The sequence below is a fragment of the Brevibacterium zhoupengii genome, from assembly GCF_021117425.1.
In the GTDB taxonomy this organism is placed as follows: domain Bacteria; phylum Actinomycetota; class Actinomycetes; order Actinomycetales; family Brevibacteriaceae; genus Brevibacterium; species Brevibacterium zhoupengii.
The window spans coordinates 448,148-472,555 of the sequence record NZ_CP088298.1; the positions used below are offsets into that span (position 1 = coordinate 448,148).

A 24,408-nucleotide genomic window follows, 5' to 3' on the forward strand; every position below is an offset into this window, starting at 1 on the left:
GTACCGAGCTAGAGAGTCAGTCCAATCCCGCCTCCTTCGGAAGAGCTGCGAACCGCTGGGTCCGAAACCGGTTCGGCCGGTCTGCTGAAGCCCTTCTCGATCGAGTCGGTGTCAGAAGAACGGTGTGAGCAGGCAGACGATGATGAGCGAGATGAAGGAGGCGAGGGCTGTGACAAAGGTCAGCGCCTTCAGCGCACCCTTGGTCGTCACCTGCATCATCGTCTGGAACATCCAGAAGAAGTTGCTGTTGACCTGCAGCGCGAACAAAGCACCGGAACCGATGGCGAGGCCGATGATGATCGGTGAGACATCGAGCTGACCGAGGATGGGTCCGATGATGCCGGCGGCTGCGATCGCCGCGACAGAGATGGAACCGATCGCCAGGTGCAGAACAGCGGCGATGAGCCACGCGATGAGGACGCTGACGATGACGGGAGCGGCCGAATTCGCTGTGAAGAGGCCGCCGAGGACGTCTGCCAGGTTCGTGGCACTGATGACTTCGCCAAGAGACCCGCCGACACCGGTGATGAGCAGAATCTGGCCCGTGGTGCTGAAGCCTTCTTCCATCGACGAATTCGTCTTCTCCCGACCATTGAAGATCTGGGAGAGCACATAGGCGATGACGAGCCCCAAGAACAGGGCGAAGACCGGATCGCCGAGGAAATCAGTGACGGAGTTGGCGGCGTTGAGGGCGCTGAGGATTGCTCCGGTGGCAATGAAGACGAGAGGCACGTAGACCGGACTGAGTGCCAAAGCCAAGTGCGGCTGACGGGTCTGAACGGTGGTGGTTCCACCAGCTTCGGACGAATCGTCCTGTTCTGCTTCGGACACGATTCCGGTCTCATCGGTCTCGGGATTCCAGAACCCGCGATTGACGAGGAAGGAATAGACGAACACGGTCAGCAGGACCGTTGCCACGCCGACTGCGAGTCCGATGCCGAGCATCTGCGCAAGAGGGATGTTGAGGAGACCTGCGATGGAAATCGTGCCGAGGCCGGGGACCACGAACACGTATCCGACGAGGATGCCGGCAGTGACCGAGCCTGCCATGATGCCCAAGCCGCGACGTCCGAGTGCCGGTGCCGCGTTCCGAGCCAATGGCGATGCAAGCACAAGCTGCACGTCGACGTAGATCGAAGGGAAGACCGCAGTGAGTGCTGCTGCCAGGGCGTAGGGCAGCTTCCGTGGTCCCAGGAGCCGGAGCAGCAGTTCGACGAATCTTTGCAATGCCCCCATATTGAAGAGCAATGCCCCGATGAGCACCCCGAAGCCGATGAGCAGACCCACCTCGGCCATGATCGAGCCGAACCCCTCGACAATTGTCGTCAGTGTCTTTTCCAGGCCGAGCCCAGCCGCTATGCCGTAGTACATGGCACCGATGACCAGTGAGATCACTGGATCGACTTTCAACAGGATGATGAGCAGGACGATCGCGAGAATTGCAATGACTGCGTGGAGAATGACCATGGCGGCTCCTCGTTGAGCTGAGAAAAGTGATTAAGTCATTTAATCACTATGATGGAAATGATGGTAATAAGTGTCCCCTTAGGCGATATCGGTGTCGATGCTCCCGTGGTACCTCAAGGTGTGAACAGGGAAGCCGCAACCTCGCCGATGACCAGGATCGCCCCAATGATCGATGCGCCGACGGCCACACGATAGAGAACTGTCTTGTTCGCTCGTCGGATCACAAGATTCGACAGCCACAACCCTGCAAGCATAAATGGCAGTAGAGAGGCTGCCGCGATCAGGTGTTCGCTCCGAACCTCGCCTCCGATCGTCAGTCCGGTCAAGGACAGGATGCTTCCGATGGTGAAGTAGGCGCTCATGGTGGATCGCATCGAAGAGGGATCTAGAGAGCGCAGAACCAGGGCGATGGGCGGGCCGCCGATGCTTGTCGACGTGCCGAAGATGCCAGAAACGCTGCTGGCGAAGAACATGTTGCGGTTGCTGGCAGCAGGCGACCAGCCCACCAGGCTGAAGCCGACTCCGGCCAGGACCGTGACTGCTAGGAGCAGAGAAAGTCCTTGATCTGGCAGCAGCACTACTGCAGTCGTGCCGATGGCGATTCCCGGTAATCGGCCAAGCGCGCCCCAGCCGACGAGCTTCCAGTCGACATCGGCTCGTTCGCGGATGAAAGCGGTGAACGAAGTGAGAGTGGCGAGCAGAAGCAGTGCGGCAGGAAGCAGGTTCGGTTCGAGCAGCACGAGCACCGGGGCCGTGATCATTCCTAGCCCGAACCCGACGGAGCCCTGCACGCAGGAAGACCCCAGCACCACTGCTCCGATGATGAGGTAATGGATCAACTCCATCGGGACTCTGCTCCTTCGCATTGCGTAGTCGAGACGGGGCGAACGCCGCGAACTCGACCGCGGACTCAACCTCGAGCTCTTATCAAGTCAACAGTCTTCCATCACTGTGCGCAAAATGAGCCAAATGTCCGGCATCTGGACTCGTTGTTGCGCGAAACACGCAATCATGGTCTAGTCTCTACGTAGACCGCGCAGATTGTTTGCTGTATCGCTACGCTGTGTCAGCGACCCTGAGGTCGCGGTCGCCAGCCATCCAATCGTCTACACACTGGAGTGCACGCCATGGCCACGGACGTCCATAGCATGAACGGCAGTTCTGGCTCACCGAAGCCGAATCAGCTTCCTCTGCCACGCGGTCTCGGGCTCGTCACGTCGGTGGGGCCGGGCCTCGTGCTGGCAATGTCCTTCCTTGGCACGGGCGACCTCGTCAGTTCCTCGGTCTCAGGTGCATCCTACGGATATGCGCTGTTGTGGACCCTGGTGCTGTCCTTGCTTGCTCGCACCTTCATCATCTCGTCCATCGCTAAGTACACGCTGATGAACAAGCACGGAGACACGCAGATCCTCGACGGGTTTGCACGGCTGGCTCCCGTACTTCCGGGGATCATGGCTGCTGTCGTCATCGTAGCCGGTTTCATCACCCAGGCCACCTTCGTTCTCGCGGCGGCGACCGGACTGCATGAGCTCACCGGCGGTCAATGGGGCGGTGGCTGGGGCCGCTTCTTCTGCGCGGTCATCATCGTCATTCTGACTCTGTCTCTGGTGATGCTGCGTAGGCAGTTCGTCGTCCTCGAGTACTTCGCGCGCTTCGCCTCGGTGGCCATGATCGTTGCGTTCGTCTACGCGCTGATCAAGATCGGTACCTTCGACATCGGGGGCTTCGTGCAGGGACTCGCATTCGAGATCCCTGAGGAGCAGAACACCTCTGCCTTCGCCCCCATTGTCATCGCTTCGGCAACCATCGGCACGATAGCCGGCAATATGCCGAACCTGCTGTATTCCGGCTTCATGCGGGACAAAGGCTGGGTTGGACCGAAATACCGGCGCCTTCAGCAGTTCGACCTCATCGCCGGAATGGCACCACTTCTCGTCATCAACCTTCTGTTCTGGATCGTTGCCGCCGAGTTCAGTGCCGCACATCCTGGATTCTCGATCGCTGATGAGTTCGATCTCTCGCACATGCTCGAAGTTGCAGTCGGACCAGCCGGGCCCTTCCTGCTGTGGATGTGTATCTTCTTCGCTGCGATGACGAGCTTCCCACCACAGTCACGCGGGTTCGCGCAGCTGGCCATCAATGGAATCAACCATTCGGTGCCCTCCATGCGCAAGTACCTGGGTCGAGATGAGCAGAATCCTGCTTTCCGGTGGATCCAGGCGATCGTGTTCATCATCGTGCCTCTGGTCTCGACGATTCCAGGCGCACCAGACCTGATCTCTCTCAATATCGTCGGCACTGCCATCTCGACTGTGCTCAGCCTGCCGATCATCGTCGTCTGCATCCTCCTCCTGACGTCGAGGAAGAAGCACATGCACGGTTACGCGGTGAACCCGAAGTGGCAGACCGCGCTGCTGGCACTTCTCGGTGTCATTGCGATCATCATCGGTTTTCAGATTGCGATGCAGATTCCGTCGATGTTCGAAACCGCCTTCGGATGATCTGCATCGGATGCGACACTGACCGGACCACACAGCATAGGAGTCACTCATGAATCTGCTCGCGAACCAGAGCCTCGAACACGTCCCGGCGCCCCCCGCTGATGGCAAGCTCCGCCACTTCGAAGATTCGGACAATGTCGCGGCAGTCATCCCTACCGATCGTCGTTCCAACCACGCCCCGTCGATACTGGCGCTGAGCAACGGCGGATTGCTTGCGGCCTGGTTCGGCGGCAGCGATGAGGGCAATAGGGACATCGACGTGCTCGTTTCTCGATTCGATTCGAGCACTGCCACATGGTCTGCTTCTGCGGCTGTCACTCACGACGAGATCCGCTCCGATCAGAACCCGGGTTTGTTCGAGGCCCCCGACGGTCAGATCTGGCTCGTCTACACCTCTCAGCTGTCGCGGCAGTCAGGTGTGCCGGAGACATTCAACCTGCAGCACACCTCGGTAGTGAAGGTGATCCGTTCAGCTGATGGCGGCGCAACCTGGTGTCAGCCGGCGACGCTGTTCGACGCTGAGGGAACATTCTGCCGCCAGCCGATCCAGGTCCTCAGCGACGGCAGATGGGTTCATCCTCAATGGCTGTGTTTCGATGACGATTCGAAGAATGGCTCGGACCAGCCGGTTCTTCAGATCTCCGAGGACGAGGGCGGTGGCTGGCGCCGGATTGATTTCCCCGAGGCCGGCGGCAGGGTCCATCCCAATATCGTCGAGCTGGAGCCCGGACGCCTGGTCTGCCTGTTCCGCTCGCGCTTCGCCGACTGGGTCTACATCAGCAGATCCGAAGACGGAGGCGAGACCTGGACCGAGCCAGAGGCAACCGATGTGCCGAATAACAATGCCGGTCTCAGCGCATTCCTGCTGCCTTCTGGAATGTTGGCTCTGGTCTCGAACGAGCACCAGGTCACTCGCGAGCCCGCGGAAGTGGTGTGGCCCTACGAGCGGATGAGGATAGTCATCGCCGTCTCCAACGACGAAGGTCGCACCTGGCCGGTGCGCCGGGTCATCGAGCCCGGCGATGGGTTCACCGGCTCCGGTAATCTTCGCAGCAACCGCCGTCAGGAGTACCCGCACGGAATCGTTGACGCCGATGGGCTTATCCACGTCGTCTACACGTACAGTTCGCGTCGAGCAGTCAGGCATGTTGTCTTCTCTGAGGACTGGATCTCGGGAGTCGAGGACCAAGTCCATACCGACTGCAAGCTCTGGGGCTGACCCCATCTGGAATGTCAGTGATCGAGTTGTTCTAGCTGTGGGCCATGCCCATGTCGTCGACGGTGACCACGCGGATGCCGCGGGATTCGAATGCCTTGATCTGCTCAGCGTCAGCTGTGTCATCGGTCACGAGTGTCCACCCATTGCCCAGGTCTGCCCAGGCATGGAAGGGGCGTTGGCCCAGCTTGGCCGAATGGGCGACGACGAAGACGTGGGTGGCTCGTCGGCTCATGAGCTCTTTGAGACGAACCTGTTCTGCTGTGGCCTCGCATACGCCGTCTTCGGCGGTGACGGCATCTGCGCCGAGGAAAGCGAAGTCGAAGGTGAACTTCTCCAGCCCGACTTCGGTGATCGGGCCGATGAAGCCCTGGCTGATCGATCGGTACCGGCCGCCGAGGAGGGTGAACTCGACGCCCTCCGCGCCCGTCATCTGCTGCAGCGAGGTGAGCCCTGTGGACACAACCGAAAGGGGAGTCGTCTCGCGTAGTGCACGTGCGATCTGCGCAGTCGTGCTGCCCGCGTCGAGGAGGACATGTGATCCCGCTGGTACCTGCTGCGCGCACCACGCGCCGAGCGCCCGTTTGATTTCGGGTGCCTCGTGGGAGCGTTCGTCCAGAGTGCTCTCGGCCTCGGCGGGGACGGCGATGACACCGCCGTAGGTACGTGCGAGATCTCCTGAGTCGGTGAGTCGCGCGAGGTCACGCCGGATCGTCGAAGCGGTGACACCGAGCATCTCCGACAGAGTCTCGACACTCATCTCACCCTGCGCCCGGACACGCTGGATGATCTCCTCGCGCCTATCGCCTGCGTTCATCACTCTCCGATGTCTGCTGTCAGTGGTCGAATCCTGCCGCCCTCCGATGGGCGGCTCTTAGCCGTGCGGCCACTGTATCGCGATTGATCACGACTGGTTGAATCCCTGTCCAGCGGCCAGCGACGGGTCCAGTGCTCGTGAGTGCGCTGCAATCGTGGAGTTGACCCGGTTCAAACTGCAGCCAGAGCGGCTGCCTGTCGCATGGCTTCACTCATGCTTTCCGTGTCGACCTTGCCGGAGCCGGCGATGTCGAATGCCGTTCCGTGGTCGACGGAGGTGCGGATCACTGGCAATCCGACAGTGATGTTGACCCCGGCGTCGATGCCGAGGACCTTGATCGGCCCATGCCCCTGATCGTGGTACATCGCGACGATCAGGTCGTAGTCGCCGCGTCCAGCGAGGAAGAAGGCGGTATCGGCCGAGAGCGGGCCGACCGCGTCGATCCCATCGGCCTTGAGCGTAGTGATGGCTGGAGTGATCTTCTCCGCTTCCTCGCCGTAGCCGAAGAGTCCGTTCTCACCGGCGTGCGGATTGATCGCGCAGACTCCGATATGGGGGCGTTCGATTCCTGCCCTGATGAGAGCGTCGTTCCCGCGACGGACCGTGCGCTCAACCAGGCCCGGTTCGATCTTAGCCACGGCGTCGATGAGGCCGATGTGGGTCGTCACGTGAATGACTCGCAGCTTGGGCGAGGAGAGCATCATCGAGACCTCCTCGGTCCCGGTCAGAGCGGCCAGCATCTCGGTGTGCCCGGGGTACTGGTGGCCGGCAGAATGCAGCGCTTCCTTGTTCAGCGGTGCTGTGCAGATTGCCTGGACCTCACCGGACATGGCCAGCTGCGATGCTCGTTCGATGTAGCGGAACGCAGCGTCGCCGGCAGTGTCGGACAACTGGCCCCACGCCAGATCCGCGGGCAGCAGATCGAGGTCGATGACGTCGATGGTGTCTGAGGAGTCCTCAGCCGCAGCTGGGGAGTCGATGACGCGGATCGACGCATCGACCCCGAGAATCTCAGCGGCCTGTTTGAGCCGAGCTGCATCGCCGATGACGACGGGCCGAGCCACTTCGAGCACTGTGGGGTCGAGGCAGGCGGCGACGCAGATCTCGGGACCGACTCCGGCTCCGTCGCCCATGGTCACTGCGACTGTGGGGCGCGATGTCATTCGTTCTCCTTTGTGGTTCGCGAGGGTGTTCGCGGTGATCGGGGTGGCCGCTGTCCCGTGGGTCAGTGACTCGTGGATGAGGGTGAGGGAATCGTCGTCTCCCTGGCCGCCGGGTCGTGTGACGACACGGCTGAGCTCAATGAGTTCGCCAGCCCTCGCCGAGGTGGTTCTCACCTGAGAAAGGACCGCGCCCGGGTGGATCTCCCGAATGGTTTCGATCTCCTCGACGCCGAGGCGGTTGAGGAGTGCGCGTGCTGTCTCGCCTCCCGTGGCGCCCAGGTGGACCGGTCCGATATCTGTGAGTGACAACGCAACGAGTTCGGCTAAGAGGCCCGGCAACGGCCGCGGGTCGAGGGAATCTCCGGTGTCCGTGAGTCGAATGACGAGACCGCCGTCTGTGAGTCGCTTCCGGATCACTGCGGAGGTGGCACGCAAGTCGTCGGAGTTCTCGTTCCAGGCTGAGACCTCGATAGCCGGGATGTCGAGGACGTCGATGTGTGCGTGGGCGAGCAGGTGAGCGACCTGATCGTCGATGCGATCTGCCGCTGTGCCGAGAATGAAGAGAACCGGAGTGTTCGATGCAGCGGGCCGTTCGATGAGAGTGGCGATGGGCCTCTGGGGTCGAGCCTCGCCGATGACGCGGGCCAGTGCCGCGGAACCGACGACAGTGGCACCGATCGATGCTGCAAGGGTGCTGATCTGTTCTAGGTCATCCACGGTTTCGGCGTCGGCTGTGACGAGGCGGCTGGATCGGAATCGGTCGATCAGTTCACGGGCAGTGCTCGTGCGCAGAACGTCCAGTCGCAGGCGAGTTGGTGCTTCGGGGCAAAGGCTGCTGAGATCCTCCGGGGCTGAGGTGTCCTCAATGCTCCAGGCACGAGTCTCTGCAAGTCGAATACCGTCGACATAGGGGACGCCATCGACAACGGTTCGATTGTGCTGGGGGAGGGCGGGGGCGAAGATGACCGGTCCGCTTGTGTTCTCCAGCGCCGCCGACAGATGCGCTTTGATGTTGCCGCGCAGCAGCGAGTCAATCTTGATGACGGTGGTCTGATTCTCGGTCCGCAATGTCTGCAGTGCTGAGCGTGTGCGTTCCGCGGCGATCGTGTGACAGAGATAGCGGCAGTCGAGGTCGACGGCGACATCCTGTGAAGCGGACTTCGTGTTTTCGGTTGCGACCGGCCGTCCCTCCACGTCGGTGAGGAGGATACGGACGGAGGTTCCGAGGGTTGCTGCGGCCTCTGCTGCTCCGCTGAGGTCATCGGCAAGGATGAGCATGCCGGGGTCGCGTGTGGGCATGGCACTCCTTTGCGTCCGATCTGGCTGGAGTTCCAGATTGTCATGAGTGCGCGAAATGCGCAACTCGTTGCACGTTGCGCGCATAAATGAGATGATGCTGTTGATTTGGATCGCATCATTCACTCGACGAGGAGCACCGTATGACAGCAGACAAGAGCCTCCCACTAGAGGGTGTTTCCGTCGGATTGTCGCCGCTGGTATTAGGCACCATGACCTTCGGAGACACCGTCCCGCAGGCGACCGCACACGAAGTGATCGAGGCAGCGCTGGATGCGGGCATCACCGGAATCGATACCGCCAACGGCTACGCGAAGTCGGCCACCGAAGGCCTCATCTCACCGTTGGTGAAAAAGCATCGTGAAAAGATCGTGCTGGCGACGAAGGCAGGAATGCCCCACGCCGACGCCGGTGACAATTCGCCGCTCTCGGCGGTAGGACTGCGGGCCAGCGTCGAGGGGTCATTACGTCGTCTCGATGTCGACACCATCGATCTCTACTACCTGCACCAGCCGGACCGGTCTGCGGGCCTCTCGGAAACCATGGGCACTGTGGCGCAGCTGCATTCTGAGGGCAAAATCAAGGCCCTGGGCATCTCAAACTTCGCTGCCTGGCAAGCCGTGGACGTCATTGCGGCCGCGGATGTTGCCGGTGCACCGCGGCCCGTGATCGCCCAGAATGTGTACAGTGTTCTCGCCCGTCAGATCGAGGACGAATGGCTCGAATGCGGGGCGGCCCACGGTATCGCGACGATGGCCTACAACCCACTTGCCGGTGGACTACTGGCCCGCCGGCCATCCACCGACGGCACCCCGGACCGCTTCACAGGCTCGGTTCTGGCGCAGATGTACTCGCAGCGGTACCTCTCTGACTCGGTGCTGACCGTGGTCGAAGCTTTCGCCGCCGTCGCCGATGATGCTGGCATCCCGCAGCCCGAACTGGCTCTTCGGTGGGTAGCCGGAGCGCAGGGGATCGACTCGCTGCTGCTGGGCGCCAGCCGCGTCTCTCAGCTGGAGGCGAACATCGCCGCCGTGGCCAAGGGGCCTCTGCCCGAAGATGTTCTCGCAGCGATCGACGCCGCCACGGTTTCGGTACGCGGTTCGCAGCCGAAGTACAACCGCTGAACGCTAGTTACACCATTTCGAAGGGAAGACCCATGTCCTCAATAAGAGGTATCCTCGCCGCAGCAGCCACTCCGTTCGATGATGACGAACAGATCGTCGAATCGGCTCTGAGAACTCATGTGCGCCGTCAGTTGGACGCCGGTGTGCACGGCATCTTCGCGCTGGGCACCAACGGAGAGTTCTACGCCCAGTCTGCGGCAGAGCGAGCCGAAGCCGCCCGGATGGTCATCGATGAGGTGGCTGGTCAGGTACCCGTCGTCATCGGTGCAGGTGCCGCGACAACCCGAGAGACCATCTCCATCTCCCAGGACGCGGCCGCAGCTGGAGCTGATGCGCTGTCCATCATCACCCCGTACTTCGCCGCGGCGTCGCAGACGGAGATCGCCAATCACTTCCGCGCAGTGGCGGAGTCCGTCGAGGTTCCGGTCATCGTCTACAACATCCCCGCACGAACCGGCAATGCCGTCGCACCCGCAACTCTCGAAAAGCTCGCCGAGGTGGACAACATCACCGGAGTGAAGGACTCGAGCGGCAACTTCGACACGATCCTGCAGTACCTGGAGCGCACTGACCGCGACAGCTTCGACGTCATCTCCGGCAATGACTCACTCATCCTGTGGACGCTCATCGCTGGCGGCGCCGGGGGTATCAGCGGGATTGCAAACGTCTATCCGAAGACCATGGCATCGATCTACGACCTCTTCGTCGCTGGAGACTCCGAGGGTGCGCGTGCCGCGCAGGACAGCATTCGCCCGATCCGTAACTGCCTGACGCTGGGCAATCCCAACACTGTGGTCAAGCACGCCGCGAACGTCCGCGAATTTGGACTCGGCCCCGCGCGGGCTCCATTCAACGCACTCTCCGAAGAGGCGAAGAAGCAGATCGCTGAAACCGTCACGGCTGATCTGGGGCGCGGACTGTCCTGACACAGAAGCTGGCTGGGATCCCTGTCTGAGTCACGCAAGGAGGGGCTGCACCGGTTCGGTGCAGCCCCTCCTTGCGTGTTCGGAGATCAGCGAACCGGGAAGTGGGGTTCCTTCCCCTGCAGTATCCGGACGACATCTTCGACAGCCCAGGTGCCCATGTTCGCGTTCGCGATGTCCGAGTAAGCACCGATATGGGGAGTGGCGATGAGGTTCGGTGCCTGCAGCAGCGGATCGTCCACTGGTGGGGGCTCGGTGCCGAACGCGTCGAGTGCGGCGAAGGAAAGTCGACCATGGTGCAGCGCCGACGCCAGCGCGGCTTCATCGACCAATCCGCCACGGGCGGCGTTGATGAGCCCGGAACCGTGAGGCATTGATTCGATGTGTTCGGCAGACAGCAAGGGCTCTTCACCACCGGGCAGATGGAGGGTGAGGAAATTGGACTCCGCCACCACCTCGGCGAGGCTCTGCGGCCTTGCCCCCGCCTCGGCGATGGACTCGTCGGGGACGAACGGATCGTAGGCGTTGATCTGCAGACCAAAGCCAGCGGCTCGCTTGGCAACGGCACGGCCGATCCGGCCGAATCCGAGAATGCCCAGCTGCTTGCCGCTGAGCTCGGTGCCGAAGAAGACGTCCCAGTGACCACCGCGCAGTGATTCCTCGGCCTCTCGAATACGCCTGGCGCCCATGAGCAGGAATCCCATTGTCAGATCAGCGACGGCATCGGCGTTAGCTCCAGGAGTGTTCACCACAGTCACCCCCGCGGCGGTGGCTGCGTCAAGGTCGATGTTGTCGACCCCAGCTCCGTGTTTGGCGACGACCTTGAGGTCGGGGCAGCCGGCGAAGACCTCGGCGTCCATCCGGTCGAGTCCGACGAGCACCGCCTCTGCGCCGGCCAGGGCCTTGATGAGCTCCTGACCGGCCTTGGGATGGTTCTCGGTCCGATGCTCAAGCTCAAGACCCAGGGATTCAGCTCGGGCACGGGGCGAATCCGATCGCTTGCCGAATGAAGGGGTGAGGACTCTCAGGCGCATTAGGCTCCGATCTCGATTCCGAAGGTCTCGAATATTGAATAGATACCCAGCAGGCCGATGGCCAGCGAGGCGAAGACGAGCATCACGGTGAAGAAGTTGTTGGACTTGAACTCGGCAGGGACTTCACGGGTGCGAAGGTACCAGACGGCGATGACGACCGCGACGAGGAAGACACCGCTGGCGACTCCACCGATCTGCACCATGATCACCGGGGACTGGATGATGAGGTAGCTCATCGCCCAGATGATGGGGAAGACGACGGTGAGGACGCGGATGATGCGAGTCCGGGTGCGCAGGTTCGTCCAGTCGAAGACACCGAGGATGGATACGGTGTTCGCCCATAGCCTGGGAACGCTGGCCGAGGAAGCGATGAAGGTGGAGAACAGGACGGCGAATGCTCCGATGAGGAAGATCCAGTGGCCGGGTTCGCCCATCACCGAGGAGTACATCGACGACAGGGTCGTGATCATCTCATTGCCTTCGGGGACGAGGTCCTGGGGGTGGAGGATTGCGGCGCCGATGACGTAGAAGGACATAGTGCAAACGGTCGAGACGATCCAGGAGACGAGGACGTCGGTGCGCATGACGGAGATCCAGCCGTGTGCACGACGCGCACGTTCCGCGGAGCCATCGTTGGGTCCGGTGTATCGGGCGTAGCCCTTCTCAAGGCACCAGTAGGTGTAGGTCGTCATCTCGTCAGCACCGACGCCGGTGATTCCGAACATTGCGACCGCGAAACCGAGCGTGCCCGCTGGGATCGCGAAGGTGAGACCTGTGGCGACGTCCGCCGATGAGTAAGCGAAGTCGGTGAAGGGCAGTGAGAGCGCGAGCCCGACCGTGGAGACGGTGAAGATAATGACGGCTGCGACGGAGAATTTCTCGACGATGCTGTACTTGTTCGTTACCAGCAGGGAGATGACGACGGCGAGGGAGACGATTGTCCAGAAGATGAGTGAAGGTGTCGACAGTGGTTCGCCGAAGACAGGGAGCATGATCGACAGGGCGGCGACGGCACCGCCGATGATGCCGCCGCGCTGGAGAACCTTCGCGAAGTCCATGAGGATCCACAGCAGATTGATCCACCCGGCTCTACCGATGAGTCGCGGCCCGACGTGCCCATAGCCTTCAAGCGCGGGCTTGCCTGAGAGGATTGTCCATTGGGCGATCTCGAGCTGAACCCAGACCTTGACCGCGGTCGAGATGATGACAAGCCAGAGGAGGACGAAGCCTGCCTTGGCACCCAAAGCAGTCGTGGTGATGAGCTCACCGGAGCCGATGACCGCTGCCGAGATGACCAGACCGGGACCGAGGTATCTGAGTTTTCCCGCGAACGTGGTGGGCGGCTCGAGCACGTCTGCCGGATCGAGATGATAGGGGTCGACATTGGGTGTGATTGCCGCTGAGACATCTGGTGCGTCTGCGGTAGGGCCGCCGTCGGAGGAATTTCCGTCAGCGGTGTGATTCGTAGTCATTTTCGGCTTCCTTGCGCGATTTCCGGTTCAAATATCATGTCGAGATCGCTGGCGGACTGCGGCCGTGAGTGCGCCGCGCGAGCAAGCCGTCGCCGAGCGATGCCGTTCGGCTCGGCGCGGAGCGCGCAGAGGCCAGGGCGATCGATGGAGTCATTCTGTCAGAACTGCGTGATTCGCGCAACATGAATGCGCGGAATACGCGTGACCTTCGGGTAATCACCCGAAGGTCCGTGCTGTTCGGTGATGTAGTGATTTTGACGGACACCGGAGACGGAGGGGCTACTGCCGAGTTGGCCCCTGCAGGCGCAAAAAGGTGGACGTTCTGGGCTGAAAAGTCGGTAACTTTTCGGACCAAAACGTCCACTCAGTCGGATATGTTGCTGGCAGGTGGCGGCCGGAACCCGAAAGCGGGCCCGGTCGCCACTTTACTGCCTCAACTCATAGTTCCAGCCTCAGCCTCAGGTCACAGCCTCCAGCAGCTGTCGACCGGAGCTTTCCCGGCGAACGTGCGGTTCGTGAAGATTTCGATTCGGGGAACAGTGGCGATGTATCCGCCGATATGAGTCGGTCCCAGATTGTCCCGGAACAGGACCTTGTGCCCGGCATCGCACCAGGTGGACGCGAGTCCCTTCCCTTGCGCAAAGGGCACAACGTCGTCGAGGCGGCTGTGATTGACGAGCAGCGGAATGTCGGGAATCTCCGCCTGGCCGATCTTCTGCCTGTCGGCCACGTCGAGGAAGTTCTCCTCGATGACCTCCTGGAACGAGCCGCCATCCTTGGTCAGGGAATCGGTGTCGAGGAAGGCGTTCGAGACGAGTGCCTCGATGGTGCACTGGTTTGAGGCTCGGTCGACGGCGTCGAGACCCTTCTGGTTGAGGTACTTGGTCATGTCGACATTCGCCTGCCGTGCAAACGAATCGACCCCGTACAGGGCGAAGGCCGTATAGACGCTCGAGAGCCCGGACACTGTTTTGTACAAGTCTGTGGGCACGGCACCTGCCGAGGCGGACACGACGTTGAGTTCGGGCGCCCAGTCCTTCTTGAGTTCCAGGGCCGCCGCGGTGGCCTGCCCGCCCTGCGAATAGCCGCGCAGCTGCAGCTTCGTGTCGGCGTTGATCGAGCTTCCCTTGACCTCTTGCACGGCCTTGGCCGCGTCGAGCACTGAGCGGCCCTCTTCGACTCGATTGAGATAGCTGTGCGCACCCTCGGTGCCCAGTCCCACATAGTCGACGACGACCACAGGTCGCTTGGCCGCCAGCGCCGCGGTGACGGAGATGCCTTCGTATTCGGTGCCCATGCCCATCTGTCGGCTGGGGGCGCACTTGTCGGCAATGCCCTGTGTGCCCGGGGCGATGACGACGGCGTCCTTTGCGTCTCCCTTCGCGCCTTCGGGAGTCAGCAGCGTGGCGGTCGCAGCTCGCGCTGTCCCCTTTTCGTCAGTGGTCTTGTACATGAACGTCTCCGACTTCGCGCTGTGCTCAATCAGCTTGGTCGGATCGAGATAGAACTTCGAAGCCACCTGCTTGACCACTCCGCCGTTCTTCTCCGGCAGCGTCGCTGGGGTCTTGTAGAAGTCCTCGGGGACTCCCGAATCGGGAACGTCCTCGAGTGCTGCTGCGTACTCGACGTCGGCGGCGGTGATCTCATCAGACTTCTCGACGGCCTTCTTGGCCTGCTCGACGCTCAGGCTCTGGGGGACGTTGCTCCTATTGAGGGAGCTTGAGTCCTCGGCCTGCCTGTCTTCGACCATCTTTTTGGCTTCCTTATCCGATTGCGGGACAAGGTCCTGGGCTTGAGCCGGAGCGGATACCGCACCCATTGTGAGCGCCAGTCCGGCAATGGCGGCTGCGCTCGCCGTTGCGATGCGTCGTGCGTGTGGAAGCGTTACATGGCGGGACGTTCTCATCTGCGTGCAATCCTGTTCTGTCGGGTGTCTCGGCGTTGAGAATTCGCGGACAGCTGTCGTGTCTCCGACCGATCTGGCGAGGGTGCTCGTCGTCGCGGTCGTTAGTGATTCGGCTTCCGCTTGGTGACGGACATCACAACCCTACTCGATAGTAGAACTCATTGGTAACTTCTTCTGTCGGTTTTTCGAAGCGTCTATGACACTGCTGAAGGGCCTCGCCCTTTCCGTCAGCCTCGACCTCTGAATCTCATAAGTGAGTCCGGCAAGGTTCGCTGTAGTGATAACCGCTAATGTGAACTAGCTGAATTCGAATGGGCGAGCCGTCCATCGACGTACTACGACCAAGAGGAAACCCCTGGCTATGGACCATATGGGAGTCGTATCTCTGATTCCGCCACTGTTGGCGATCCTGCTTGCAGTGCTCTTCAGAAATGTCGTCGTTGCGCTGTTCACCGGAATCTTCGTCGGCCTGCTGATTGTCATTGGGCCCAACCCGGTGACCACGACCATGGGGCTCGTCACCGATCATCTCGCACCGGTGGTGACCGACAGCTACAACGCGGGTGTCATGATCCTGCTGTTCTTCATCGGAGGCTTCGTCGCTCTCGTCGAGCGCTCAGGTGGCGGGGCCGCGCTGGCAGCGAAGGCTGCTCGACTCATCAATACACGGGGAAAGGGGCAGATCTCCGCGTGGTTGGGCGGATTGATCATCTTCTTCTCCGACTTGGGCACCCCGCTCATCGTGGGGCCGATCTTCGAGAAGATCTTCGACAAGCTCAAACTGTCTCGGGAGAAATTGGCCTGGATCCTCGACTCGACCTCGTCTCCTGTGGCTGTGCTCATTCCATTCATCGGGTGGGGCATCTACATTATGGGACTCATCCGCGAGGAGTTCGACAGGGAAGGACTTCAGACCTCCGAGTTCACGGTCTTCGTGCAGGCGATCCCGTTCCAGTTCTACGCCATCCTCGCTGTCACCGCGATCCCCGTTGTAGCGCTGACGCGCACTGACTTTGGCGCTATGCGTCGAGCCGAGCAGCGTGTCCGGGATACCGGAGAACTCCACTGGCCCAACTCGAAGCCCCTGCGGCAGGCCGATTCCGCGGTCAACGCTGAGACGAACGGTGAGAGCCGCCCGATCGTCATCTGGCTGCCCCTGCTCGTACTCTTCGTGACCCTTTTCTCGATCCTCGTGACTCTCGGTTTCCCCGCCGAGCCAGTCCCGGGTGAGGAATTCCGTGCCGCGCTGAGCACCGCCTACCTCTTCGCTGCGATAGTCCTGATCGCTCTCATGCTCATCTTCAAGGTCAACCCGATCGGCGCGATCCTCGGCACGTACGTCAAGGGCATGGAGAAGATGATCAGCGTGGTGCTGATCCTGGTTCTGGCCTGGACCTTGGGCGGGCTGCTCGAAGCGATGGGAACCGCGAACTTCCTCGTCGAGATGATGTCGGGTGTTGTCCCCGCCGCTCTCGTGCCGGTCCTCATCTTCGTCTGCGCAGCTGTGATGTCCTTTGCCACAGGCAGTTCGTGGGGCACCTTCGCCATCATGATTCCTCTGGCGATCCCGGTCGCCTTCGGGCTCGATGCAGCTGTCATCGTGTGCATCGGGGCCGTGCTCTCCGGGGGAATCTTCGGCGACCACTGCTCCCCGATCTCCGATTCGACGATCCTCGCTTCCACAGGGGCCGGCACTGACCTGGTCGATCACGTCAAGACTCAAATTCCCTATGCGGTCATCAACGCGATCATCGTCGCTGTCTCATTTGTCGTTGCCGGGTTCGTGGACAGCCCCTATATCGTCATCTTCAGCGTTGCCGCGATGGTCATCATCTACCTCGTCATCTCCCGGGTGAGTGCCGCACGGCAGTCGCGCGCCGTCGGGGCAGGCACCTCGAGCCCTGCCGAGGTTGACTGACCTTCGTCACTAAAGTGACCGGCCGCGGACTCTCCGGAAGTCCTGCGGAGGAGTTCACCGTGAGCTCTACTGAGCCTCAGCCGTCGTTGTAGAGGCCCGAGAGGTGGGCGATGACGGCGAGTTCTGTGCGATCGCGAGCGCCCAGCTTGAGGAGAATCCTGCTGACATAGGTGCGTGCTGTGGCGGGACTGATGAAGAGAACACTCGCGATCTCGGCGTTGTTCTCACCCCGGGCGACACGGCGCAGCACATCCAGCTCTCGCTCAGTGAGGTCTACAAGTCGTGGATCCGGAACAGGCTGGGAGGGTATATCGGCGACGTGTTCCATCACTCGCCGGGCGATGTGCGGGGACAGAGCATTGTCTCCGCGCGCAACCGTGCGCACCGCAGCCCGAAGATCATCAGCTGGTGTGTCCTTCAGAAGATAACCGGCTGCGCCGAGGCGAATCGCTTCGAGGATGTCATCGTCGTCATCGAATGTGGTCAGAATGAGGATCCGTGTAGCGGAGAGTTCCGAGTCGGCGCGGATGCGGCGAGTCGCCTCGATGCCGTTCGAACCGGGCATGCGAACATCCATGAGAACGACATCGGGGTGATGTTCTCGAGTTTTGGCAATCGCCTCATCGCCAGTGGCAGCCTCGGCGACGATGATCATCTCCGGATCATTGCTGAGGAGAGCACGGAGGCCCGCTCGAACAAGTTCTTGATCATCGGCAAGGAGGATTCGTGTCATGCGGATCTCCCACAGGGGAGTGTCGCGTTCACAGCGAATCGTCCTTCGCTCGAATCGACTTTCAAAGTGCCGCCCAAAGCGGTGACGCGTTCATGCATCCCGCTGAGGCCGTGCCCGAAGCCCACTTCTGAACTGGGATTATTCTGCTCACCATTGTCAGTGATGGAGACGCGGAGTTCATTATTGCGACAGTCGACTTCGACATGGGCACGCGTGGCGGTGGAGTGCTTTACGATGTTGGTCACTGACTCTTGGATGATCCGAAATGCTGTTGTGTCGACCAGCCCCGGCAGAGCGGCAGGCACGCGAATGTCCGTCGTGAACGTCACCTCGGACACAGGATCGATCAGGCTCCCGATATTGGAGAGGCTCGCTGCGCTTCGCGAGGACCGATCGGAAGCACGCAGCATTGCCACTGTGCGGCGCACCTCGACCATGGTTGTGGCTGTTGTCTGCTTGATCAAGGTCAAGGCCTCAATCGCTGCAGCCTCATTCTTCCGTTCGAGGGCCTCTCGAGCGACATCGGTGTGAAGAGAGACCACTGTTGTCGAATGGCCAAGCGAGTCGTGGAGGTCACGAGCAACGGCGATGCGCTGAGTTTGAGCCTTCGCCTCGGAATCGCGCTGGGCACGGTCCGTCGTGAGGGCCACGATTTCTCGGGAACGCTTCAGCAGTGCGCGACGAGAACGAATGCTGTCCCCCATGGCAATCGAGCCGGCGATGAGAAAGGCATGACCTGCGAGCTCGTATCCAACGACAAGGGAGACGTCCTGACCTTCGAAGAGTCGGAAGAACACGCTGGTGGCGAGTGCGACCGCTCCAGCGCAGACGGCCCACCAAATGCGGCCGAACTCAGCGGCTGAAAACAACGCTGCTGCAATCGGCACAGCCACACCTACGGCGGGATAGCCGGCCGTGTAGTAAGCGAACAGGCCCAGCACAGTGATCGCCAACACGAGCACGGGGTGGCGTCGTCGAACCAGCATCAGTGAGCCCAAGCCGAACGCCCACACATACGAAAGGGCGTCGGGATCGTTGCGTCCACCGTGATTGGCACTGATCACAGCTGCCATGATGATCGCCACCGCCGCACCTAGCAGCGCATCGGTGACCCAAACAGGCCGAGGCCTGCCCGCTGACCTGTTCACCACTGTGCCCATACAGCCCAGAATATGCCGGAAGCACCCGACCCGACAGTCTTCCACAGGCGACTGTTGGCGTCGCCTGCTGACGTACTTGAAACGAGATCAGCGGCGGACGCGGTGCACGATATGAGATCTCTAGAGTCGAAGATATGACAAACTTCGATTCTCCACAGCTACCCGCACCCAGACAATCGCGACTGGGCTTCCCGCTCATTGCGATAGTCGGACTTGCACTGCTTGCCGTGCCACGAGTCGTCCTCCATGACCTTGACCTGATCTCGGAAGGGGGCTTTCTCAACGCTGTCTTGGTATTCCTCCCGCCACTGATCTGGATCGCGGTCGTCCTCTGGAAGCGGCCGGGCAGCCCGTTCCTGACACTGTTGATTGTCGGTGCCTTCTACGGTGTGTTTCTCGCACTGGGCCACCAGATCTTGTGGAACATCAGCTTCAGAGACAATCCTCCCCAGCTGGGCGGGAATCTCACAGCACTCGCACCGGGGCTTCAGTCAGTCATCATGAGAACCTTCGCCACCATATCCAGCCTGTTCACCGGAGTGATCGTCGGCGCGATCACCGGACTGCTTGCCTGGGGTCTCAGCGTGGTCCTGCGCAGACGGTGAGACCCCAGGCAAGCAGACAGTTCCCACCGCATAAGCTGCGCTGGACGTCCGCAGTCTCAGCTGCGCTGGCTGTCCAATGCCTCCACGTCCGGGTAGATGGTCTCCGAGGGGGCAACGCTGCGGTTGCGGAGCATGAAGAAGTAGAAGAGGAAGGTCACCACGATGCCGATGATCCACGAGATATCTGCGCCTCCGAGCTTCTCGACCATGGGGCCTGTGTAGAAGGACTGGGCGAGGAACGGAATCTGCACAACGACGCCGACTCCATAGGCCACCAAGGCACGCCAGTTCCACTTCCCGTAGCGACCCCTGTGGTCGTAGAAGGCCGGGATGTCGAAGCGGTCCTTCGAGATCAGGTAGTAGTCGGTGAGGTTGATGATGCTCCATGGGGTGAAGACCATGAGCAGGGCGAGGACGAAGTTCTTGAAGTTCGCGAGGAAGTCCGCCGAAGCCAACAGCGCCACGAGAACGGTGAGGGTGACGATGCCGATGACGAAGACCGCGCGAGTCCAGCGTCGGATGTTCGTCTTCTCCCCGAAGGAGGTGAGGATCGTCAGCGTGCACATGAACGCACCGTAGGCGTTGAGAGTGTTGACGGTGAGCTTGCCCAGCAGGATCACGATGAAGATGAGCAGAGCGTAGACCCCGCCGCCGACGATGTCGCCGACGAAGCTGACCTGGTTCTCGACGAAGGCGTTGCCGGTCTCGGTCATGGCGGCGGCGCCGATGAGGGCGCCCAGTGTCATCGACCACTGTGAGCCGATGACGGACCCGCCGAAGGTGAACCAGAAGGTCTTCGACGCCGGAGTCGAGCGCGGCAGGTAGCGTGAGTAGTCGGCGACGTAGGGGCCGTAGGTCAGCTGCCAGCCCACGGACAGTGCGATCGCGGACAGGAATGCTGGGAACGCGAAGGACGAACCGGAGATCAGTCCAGGAACGTCGACCTTCGTAAACACGCAGTAGGTGATGAAGAGGAATCCGAGCAGGCCCGTCACCGAGGAGATGCGACCGAGCACGTGGATGTACTTGTAGCCCAGCAGCGCCACAGCGGCAGTCAGTGCACCGAAGATGATGATGCCCACCGCCGGTGTATTGACACCGATGATGAGGTTGACGGCCTGTCCGGAGAGCACGGCTCCGGTTGAGGCGAAGCCGATGTACATGAGCACGACGAGCACCAGCGGGATGATGGCCCCGATGATGCCGAACTGCGCCCGCGAGGAGATCATCTGCGGCAGACCCAGCTGTGGTCCCTGGGCCGAGTGCAGGGCCATGACGATTCCGCCGATGACGTTGCCGATGAGCAGGCCGATGATGGCCCACAGTGCATCGGCGCCGAAGACGACGGCGAGTGCTCCGTCGACGATGGCGGTGATCTGGGTGTTGGCTCCGAACCACAACGTGAACTGGGATCGTGCGGTGCCGTGACGTTCATTGTCCGGCACCATTTCGATGGACCGTTTTTCGATCCCCGAATTGGATGAGCTCGCCATGGGTTTCTCCTTCGAAAGTTGAATCAGGATCAGTGTGGCACCGCCTTGAGGTCCCATACGAGGTCCACATCACATCTTTTGTCCGATATCTCGGAAAATTAGCGGAGCCGTTGAAGTGGTGAATCAGCGCGGAGCCCGAGGATCGGTCTCCCGTCCTCAGGCTCCGTGTCGATCGTAGATCGAACTGCGTTAACGCAATGTTTCGCGCTCGTCCTCAGGCTGAGAGGCTGCGGGCGATGATTGTGCGCTGGATCTCCGAGGAACCCTCGTAGATCCGGTAGATTCTGGCGTCGCGGACGTAGCGTTCGAGCGGGAAGTCCCTGGTGAAGCCGTACCCGCCGTGGATCTGCAGAGCCTCGTCAGCGATGAACGCGGCAGCCTCGGAGGCGGCGAGCTTGGCCGTCGCCGAAGACCGGGTGAAGTCCACCTCGGCGTCCCTCTGCTCTGCGGCGTCCATCGTCAGCAGCCACGCCGAGCGGTACTTCGTGTACATATCGGCGAGTTTGAAGGCGATGCCCTGCAACCGGTTGAGGGGCTTGCCGCTGATCCTGCGCTCGCTGGCCCAGGCCACAGCCGCGTCGAGGGCGGCCTTGCCGATGCCCAGACTCATCGCCGCCACCTCGATGCGACCCCGGTCGAGCACGCGCATGGCCGTGGTGAAGCCCTCGCCCTCGACGCCCAGCAGCGCGTCGTCGGGCACGATCGTGTCGATGACGAATTCATAGACCGGGCTGCCGCGCAGACCCATGGTCTTTTCCGGAGGATTGAAATCCAGCCCCGCCGAGGCGGCCTTGGTGTCGACGATGAATGCGCTGATCCCCTTGTGCCCCGCATCGACATCGGTCTTTGCGTAGACGACGATGAAGTCGGCGAATCCGGCGTTCGTGATGAAGCATTTGGTGCCTTTGAGGTGCCAGCCGCCGTCGACCTTCACCGCCTTCGTCGACATCTCAGCCGGGTTGGATCCCGCACCCGGTTCGGTCAGCCCGAACGATCCGATGACGTCGCCGGACGCGGCGCGCGGCAGCCACGATTCGCGCTGGGCGTCGGTGCCGCCGAGCAGGATCGAGTCGGTGGCGAGGAACTGCGCGGTGATGATCGACGCGGTCGAGGCGCATGCCTCGGTGACGGCGGCGACCATCTGACTCATCGCCACGGACCCGACTCCGGGCCCACCGAATTCCTCGGGAAGATTGAGACCGAGCACGCCCACCTCGGCGAGGGTCTGCAAGGTTGCGTCCGAGACGCGTTCTTTCGCATCTGCGGCCGCGGCCTGCGGCACGAGGACGTCTTTGCTGATCTGTGTGACGGCGTCGACGAGTTCCTGCTCGTCCGCGCTGATGTCGAGTCCCATGGTCCTGCTCCTTCGCTGAGTGGCGGTGTCTACGAGTCGGTGGTCGTCTGCGGCCGCGCTGCGCGCAGGTCGTCATTGTGCTCGCCGAGGTGGGGCACCGGAAGCGCGGATGTCGGCCTGGTGCCGTCGACGAGGAGGGGGTGGCGCAGGTGAGCATGCCCGGTGCGGGCGTCGGTTGCGGTGAGGCCGCGTCCGGCGGCGATGGGTCCGTCGATGGCCTCGGTGAAGTTGAGGACGGGGGAGTTGGGGACTCCGGCTGAGTCGAAGATCGTACACAGCTCGGTCACCGTGTGGGTGCTGGTGAAGCCCTCGATCTCGGTGCGCAGTGCTTCGTCGTTGTCGGAGCGGAGTCCGTCGGTAGCGAATCGGGCATCGGTGGCCAGCTCGGGTTTGCCGAGCGTGGCCGCGAGGACACCGAAGAGCTTGTCATTGGCCACGGCGATGACGACAAGGCCATCGGATCCGGCATAGGTGTCGAAGGGTGCCGAGATCGGGTGACGGTTGCCGACGCGGTTCGGGGCCGAGCCGGCGGCGTGGATGGCCGTGTTCGTCGGCTGCATGGCGAGCATGACGTCGAGCATCGGAATGTCGATGTGGGCGCCCTGACCCGTTGTCTGTCGGTGGAAGAGTGCACTCGAGACGCCGAAGGCGGCGAAGACTCCGGCGGAGACATCGGCAATTGATTCGCCGACTCGGGTGGGGGAGCCCTCGGGGAAGCCGGTGGCCGACATCAGTCCGCTCAATGCCTGGATGACGGTGTCGTAGGCGGGCCGTTTCGCCTGTTCACCGGTCTGGCCGAACCCGGAGATCGAGGCGTAGACGATGTCGGGTTTGACCGCCTTGATGTCCTCGAAGGACAGGCCCAGTTTGGCCGCGACTCCCGGTCGGAAGTTCTCGACGACGACATCACAGGTGCGGATGAAGTCGAGCAGCTGCGCATGCGCCTCGGGGTCCTTGAGATCGGCCTCGATGGAGCGCTTCCCTCGGTTGAGCGAAGTGAAGTAGGTCGATCCGGTGTCGGTGAAAGGACCCAGGTGACGGGAGTCGTCACCGTGCCCGGGCATCTCGATCTTGAAGACCTCGGCGCCCTGATCGGCGAGCATGGCGGTGGCGTAGGGCCCGGCCAGCACGCGCGAGAAGTCCGCGACCCTGACCCCGGAGAGTAGTTGCTTCGTTGCGTCCATGAGGACAATCCTCGAGGTGAGGAGAGTGGAAGACAACGAGTCCCGAGCGAGATTCGTCCGATATGTCGGAAGGGGGTTTGGTCACCGCACGGTGGGCAGGACCGCCTCGGCGATGTCGAGGACCGAGTCGAGCGCGGCGTCCTGATTGTCGAGGCGATAGGCGAGGTAGAGCTTCGTCGTCTCGTTGTCCGCGTTGAGGGGGACGGCGACGACATCTGCGCCATAGCCGGCAGCCACCGAGTCGAAGGTGATCGCAACGCCCATGCCGGCAGCCACGAGTGCCGCAATCGACTGAGAATCGGGAGCTTCCTGAACGACCTTCGGCGCGAACCCTGCGTCGAGGCACAGACGCATCCCGGTTTCGCGCAGATTCGAATTGGGGCGCGGTGGCAGGAAGACGAAACGCTCCTCGCTGAGCTCGGCCACGTCGACCGATGAGCGTTGGGCAAGACTGTGATCAGGGGGAACGGCGACGCACGGGCGTTCGATCTGGACCGGACGTCCGGCGATGAGCGAGGGCCGCTGCTGCCACCTGACAAGCGCGAGGTCGAGTGTGCCGTCGATGATCCGCTCGAGGCCCTCATCGGCGTACACTCTCGACTCGAGCTGGAACGAGATGCCTGGATTGTTCTCTTCCGAGGCAGCGACCAGGGCGGCGACCAAGTGACGCGACGAGGGATGGGAGTAGCCGAAGCGGATCCGGCCGATCTGCCCGCTCGATGATCGATGCACGGATTCCACTGCAGCCTGCTGGGTGGTGAGCATGTGCTTGGCGGGTTCGTAGAAGGCTTCCCCTGCTGAGGAGAGGCTGACGGAACGGGTGGTGCGCTGGAACAGAGATGCGTCCAGTTCGGCTTCGAGTGCGCGGATCGTCCGGCTCAGGGGTGGCTGGGCCATCCCGAGGCGTTCGGCGGCACGGCCGAAATGCAGCTCTTCGGCAACCGCGACGAAGGCGCGGATCTGACTCAGTTCCATGTTCGGTCTCTCCGTGTACTCACTGGTGTTCTGCTGCTTGGTGGGACCCGCTCGCTGGTGGTCTGCT

Annotated in this window: 19 protein-coding genes; 6 read left to right on the forward strand and 13 right to left on the reverse strand. The window is 61.8% G+C overall.

The features are described 5' to 3' along the window. Positions 1 to 111: 111 nt before the first annotated feature. Together LQ788_RS02055 and LQ788_RS02060 are read right to left on the reverse strand one after the other, a co-directional pair. Entirely contained in the window at positions 112 to 1,467 is a 1,356-nt protein-coding gene (locus tag LQ788_RS02055; RefSeq protein ID WP_231444792.1) for a GntP family permease, read from the reverse strand. A gap of 113 nt (positions 1,468 to 1,580) precedes the next feature. After that, positions 1,581 to 2,312: a sulfite exporter TauE/SafE family protein gene (locus LQ788_RS02060; protein ID WP_231444793.1), complete on the reverse strand. Its 732-nt coding sequence runs from the start codon at positions 2,310 to 2,312 to the stop codon at positions 1,581 to 1,583. Between the two features lie 303 nt (positions 2,313 to 2,615). On the opposite strand from LQ788_RS02060, the gene LQ788_RS02065 reads away from it, so the two are divergent. Next, entirely contained in the window at positions 2,616 to 3,968 is a 1,353-nt protein-coding gene (locus LQ788_RS02065; RefSeq protein WP_231444795.1) for an Nramp family divalent metal transporter, read from the forward strand. A gap of 49 nt (positions 3,969 to 4,017) precedes the next feature. Beyond that, complete coding sequence (locus LQ788_RS02070; protein ID WP_231444797.1) at positions 4,018 to 5,187, forward strand: sialidase family protein; 1,170 nt, start codon at positions 4,018 to 4,020, stop codon at positions 5,185 to 5,187. A 31-nt stretch (positions 5,188 to 5,218) separates the two neighbouring features. On the opposite strand, the gene LQ788_RS02075 is transcribed toward LQ788_RS02070, so the two are convergent. After that, positions 5,219 to 6,001 carry a DeoR/GlpR family DNA-binding transcription regulator gene (locus LQ788_RS02075; protein WP_231444798.1) on the reverse strand — a complete coding sequence of 261 codons (783 nt, stop codon included), beginning with the start codon at positions 5,999 to 6,001 and terminating at the stop codon, positions 5,219 to 5,221. Positions 6,002 to 6,171: 170 nt separating this feature from the next. Then, complete coding sequence (pdxA, locus tag LQ788_RS02080) at positions 6,172 to 8,463, reverse strand: 4-hydroxythreonine-4-phosphate dehydrogenase PdxA (RefSeq protein WP_231444800.1); 2,292 nt, start codon at positions 8,461 to 8,463, stop codon at positions 6,172 to 6,174. A 140-nt stretch (positions 8,464 to 8,603) separates the two neighbouring features. On the opposite strand from pdxA, the gene LQ788_RS02085 reads away from it, so the two are divergent. Together LQ788_RS02085 and LQ788_RS02090 are read left to right on the forward strand one after the other, a co-directional pair. Beyond that, complete coding sequence (locus LQ788_RS02085; RefSeq protein WP_231444803.1) at positions 8,604 to 9,584, forward strand: aldo/keto reductase; 981 nt, start codon at positions 8,604 to 8,606, stop codon at positions 9,582 to 9,584. Positions 9,585 to 9,616: 32 nt separating this feature from the next. After that, entirely contained in the window at positions 9,617 to 10,510 is an 894-nt protein-coding gene (locus LQ788_RS02090) for a dihydrodipicolinate synthase family protein (protein WP_231444805.1), read from the forward strand. Between the two features lie 86 nt (positions 10,511 to 10,596). Here LQ788_RS02090 and LQ788_RS02095 read toward each other — a convergent pair whose 3' ends face one another. The 3 genes from LQ788_RS02095 to LQ788_RS02105 all read right to left on the reverse strand — a co-directional run bounded on the left by LQ788_RS02095 (position 10,597) and on the right by LQ788_RS02105 (position 14,919). Continuing rightward, positions 10,597 to 11,541: a phosphoglycerate dehydrogenase gene (locus LQ788_RS02095; protein ID WP_231444807.1), complete on the reverse strand. Its 945-nt coding sequence runs from the start codon at positions 11,539 to 11,541 to the stop codon at positions 10,597 to 10,599. Beyond that, the gene (locus LQ788_RS02100; RefSeq protein WP_231444809.1) at positions 11,541 to 13,013 is read right to left on the reverse strand and encodes an Nramp family divalent metal transporter; all 1,473 of its coding nucleotides are present in this window, start codon (positions 13,011 to 13,013) and stop codon (positions 11,541 to 11,543) included. Before LQ788_RS02100 ends, LQ788_RS02095 begins: the two co-directional genes overlap by 1 nt. 463 nt (positions 13,014 to 13,476) lie before the next feature. Further along, positions 13,477 to 14,919, reverse strand: a complete 1,443-nt coding sequence (locus LQ788_RS02105) for a lipase family protein (protein WP_231444810.1) — start codon at positions 14,917 to 14,919, stop codon at positions 13,477 to 13,479. A gap of 370 nt (positions 14,920 to 15,289) precedes the next feature. On the opposite strand from LQ788_RS02105, the gene LQ788_RS02110 reads away from it, so the two are divergent. Beyond that, positions 15,290 to 16,837 (forward strand): Na+/H+ antiporter NhaC family protein, encoded by a 1,548-nt coding sequence (locus tag LQ788_RS02110; protein WP_231444812.1) that lies wholly within the window; start codon positions 15,290 to 15,292, stop codon positions 16,835 to 16,837. Between the two features lie 76 nt (positions 16,838 to 16,913). Here LQ788_RS02110 and LQ788_RS02115 read toward each other — a convergent pair whose 3' ends face one another. Together LQ788_RS02115 and LQ788_RS02120 are read right to left on the reverse strand one after the other, a co-directional pair. Then, on the reverse strand, positions 16,914 to 17,570 hold the full coding sequence (locus LQ788_RS02115) for a response regulator transcription factor (protein ID WP_231444814.1): 657 nt from the start codon (positions 17,568 to 17,570) through the stop codon (positions 16,914 to 16,916). Beyond that, positions 17,567 to 18,730 carry a sensor histidine kinase gene (locus LQ788_RS02120; protein ID WP_420868414.1) on the reverse strand — a complete coding sequence of 388 codons (1,164 nt, stop codon included), beginning with the start codon at positions 18,728 to 18,730 and terminating at the stop codon, positions 17,567 to 17,569. The genes LQ788_RS02115 and LQ788_RS02120 overlap by 4 nt, the downstream gene beginning before the upstream one ends. 134 nt (positions 18,731 to 18,864) lie before the next feature. On the opposite strand from LQ788_RS02120, the gene LQ788_RS02125 reads away from it, so the two are divergent. Beyond that, positions 18,865 to 19,335: a hypothetical protein gene (locus tag LQ788_RS02125; protein ID WP_231444818.1), complete on the forward strand. Its 471-nt coding sequence runs from the start codon at positions 18,865 to 18,867 to the stop codon at positions 19,333 to 19,335. 56 nt (positions 19,336 to 19,391) lie between these two features. On the opposite strand, the gene LQ788_RS02130 is transcribed toward LQ788_RS02125, so the two are convergent. The 4 genes from LQ788_RS02130 to LQ788_RS02145 all read right to left on the reverse strand — a co-directional run bounded on the left by LQ788_RS02130 (position 19,392) and on the right by LQ788_RS02145 (position 24,341). Then, on the reverse strand, positions 19,392 to 20,828 hold the full coding sequence (locus tag LQ788_RS02130; protein WP_231444820.1) for a purine-cytosine permease family protein: 1,437 nt from the start codon (positions 20,826 to 20,828) through the stop codon (positions 19,392 to 19,394). 214 nt (positions 20,829 to 21,042) lie between these two features. Next, a complete protein-coding gene (locus LQ788_RS02135; RefSeq protein ID WP_231444822.1) occupies positions 21,043 to 22,182 on the reverse strand; it encodes an acyl-CoA dehydrogenase family protein in 1,140 nt (379 codons plus the stop codon). Between the two features lie 29 nt (positions 22,183 to 22,211). Further along, positions 22,212 to 23,366, reverse strand: a complete 1,155-nt coding sequence (locus tag LQ788_RS02140) for a CaiB/BaiF CoA transferase family protein (RefSeq protein ID WP_231444824.1) — start codon at positions 23,364 to 23,366, stop codon at positions 22,212 to 22,214. Between the two features lie 81 nt (positions 23,367 to 23,447). Next, a complete protein-coding gene (locus LQ788_RS02145; RefSeq protein ID WP_231444826.1) occupies positions 23,448 to 24,341 on the reverse strand; it encodes a LysR substrate-binding domain-containing protein in 894 nt (297 codons plus the stop codon). Positions 24,342 to 24,408 lie beyond the last annotated feature (67 nt).